Here is a 2124-nt window from a genome sequence, read left to right on the forward strand (position 1 = left end):
AGGTTGGCTAAAGCCAACTACCCGAATGTTATTTATCCAAACACTTCCAAAATTCTGTTTTTATTAACCTCTTTATCAACAAGGAACTGTATAGCCAATTCCTGACTGTATTTTTTAGAATCGTCACTTTCGCACATGCCATTTTCAGAAAGTGGTTTAAGTCCGAGTTTTTGTCTTTTGGCGTTGACTTTGTTTTGATAATCTTTGCTCATTGGGTTTATGCCTCGTTGTCTGTCTTTAGCATCGACATTGTCATCAAGCATAAAGTCGAATTCTTCGGGAAATAAAACGCCATGAATCGAATTGTGCAATCGTTCAAAATTTTCACGGCAGTTCATGATTTTCTGTAATAACTCCAGTTGATTGTCAGACAACCCTTTTTCCAGTTGTTTTTGTTTTTTGACTTCTTCTTTTTTGAGTCTGTTCATAATATTTTCCTCTGTTTAGTATTTATAAATCTTCAATTTTGACTCTGATCGTTCCATTGTTTTCTTGCATTCGATTAAGAGCCCATTGGACAAGCAGGTCGTTTTCAAATTCGTCTTCTGTCTGTCCTCGTTCACGAGCAATCAAGCGAAATAATTCATCTTCAGACATGCCGTTTTCTTTGGCAAAAGTCTTAAAGAAATCTTTATCATTTTTGCCACGGAGTTGGTATTGCTTTTTGAATTCGTCTTCGATTTTGATTTCTTTAGTCATAATAACCTCTTTATGTTTGTATCTAAATCGTGCTTGTTATTTCTGCAAAGGAGAAAATAACGGTGTTTTCATCAGATTCCCGCCTTCGCGCACTAGTGTCCGGTTAAATTTTTAGAGTATGTTCTGAAAGCATTGCAATGTTTGGTTTTGCGGTATATAACCAAGTTTTCAGACTTAAAAAACACAAACATTGCAACTATGAAGAGTATGACACGATTTTCTCAGTTATTGAACCATTTCCCCAAAAATGCATTTAAAAAAATAATTGCCAACGAAAAAGCAGACAGATACCTAAAATCATTCAAAACCTGGGATTTATTACACATATTGCTTTACGGACAGATTACTCAAACCAAATCACTAAGAAGAGTGATCAGTGGTTTTAATACTCACACAAATAGCCACTATCATATGAACACTTCAAAAGTGAAACGCTCTACATTTTCAGAAGCATTAAGCAAAAGAAGTATCGAGCCTTTTAAACAAATTTGTGAAGTTCTGATGGGTCAGTTCTCATCCAAACATAAAAAGAAATGTAAAGACTTTATTTCGATTATTGATTCCACACCAATAACGCTAAAATCACGGGGCTATGAATGGGCATTAAAGAACAGAACCATAAGGTCGGTTGGCTTAAAAATACATGTGGAATTAAATAGCGCTGATGATGCTCCAATGTATTCCAATATCACACATCCAAATGTTAATGATATTGTTGATGCACGAACAAATATAGAAATCCAAAAAGGTACTACATATGTTGTAGATAAAGGCTATACGGACTATAACTGGTGGCATAAAATCAATGAATCAAAGGCTTTTTTCGTGACTCGTGCAAAAGTTAATATCGCCATGAAAGTTGTTAAAGAAACAGATGTTGAGAAGAAAGATGAGGCCATAATTCAATCAGACCAAATCATTCATCTAACAAACCACAGCCCCGGCGGCGGAAGAAAAAACAAATATGCCAATAAAGACCTGCGTATGGTTACTATTTATCGTGAAGATAAGAAGCCAATGAAGATTCTAACCAATGACTTTGATCGTAGTGCCATTGAAATAGCGAATCTGTACAAACAGCGTTGGCAGATTGAATTATTTTTTAAATGGATAAAGCAAAAGTTGAAACTAAAAACATATTTTGGTCAATCAGAGAATGCCATTAGGATTCAAATTTACACAGCCTTGATAAGTTATTTGCTAATGAAATTGATGCAAAAAGCATCAAAAGGATGGTCAAAGTTAATCGATTTACAAACTTGGCTACAACATGGATTATTCATAAAAGACAGCATAAATACTGACTATTATCGACGGCGAAGGGAAAAACAAATGCTTATTGACAAGCTCCAAACCACTTTGGAATTCGCATGAAATATTTTAACCGGACACTAGTGCGCGAAGGCGGGAATCTGATGAAAACAC

The 2124-nt window shown here is 35.2% G+C and carries 3 protein-coding genes; 1 reads left to right on the plus strand and 2 read right to left on the minus strand.

Annotated features, from left to right (window positions below; translation table 11 throughout):
• Positions 1–32: 32 nt before the first annotated feature.
• Positions 33–428, minus strand: a complete 396-nt coding sequence (locus tag R3F25_13335; GenBank protein MEZ5497782.1) for a hypothetical protein — start codon at positions 426–428, stop codon at positions 33–35.
• A gap of 22 nt (positions 429–450) precedes the next feature.
• Positions 451–699, minus strand: coding sequence for a hypothetical protein (locus tag R3F25_13340; protein ID MEZ5497783.1), 249 nt, complete (start codon positions 697–699; stop codon positions 451–453).
• 207 nt (positions 700–906) lie between these two features.
• Here R3F25_13340 and R3F25_13345 point away from each other — a divergent pair, with 207 nt between their 5' ends.
• Positions 907–2073: an IS4 family transposase gene (locus R3F25_13345; protein MEZ5497784.1), complete on the plus strand. Its 1167-nt coding sequence runs from the start codon at positions 907–909 to the stop codon at positions 2071–2073.
• The last annotated feature ends 51 nt before the right edge of the window (positions 2074–2124 follow it).

The sequence above is a fragment of the Gammaproteobacteria bacterium genome (genome assembly GCA_041395445.1).
Lineage (GTDB): Bacteria > Pseudomonadota > Gammaproteobacteria > Xanthomonadales > Marinicellaceae > NORP309.

Coding starts and splice junctions, on each gene's coding strand:
- R3F25_13345 (MEZ5497784.1), top strand. CDS start 907: ATGACACGATTTTCTCAGTTATTGAACCATTTCCCCAAAAATGCATTT.
- R3F25_13335 (MEZ5497782.1), bottom strand. CDS start 428: ATGAACAGACTCAAAAAAGAAGAAGTCAAAAAACAAAAACAACTGGAA.
- R3F25_13340 (MEZ5497783.1), bottom strand. CDS start 699: ATGACTAAAGAAATCAAAATCGAAGACGAATTCAAAAAGCAATACCAA.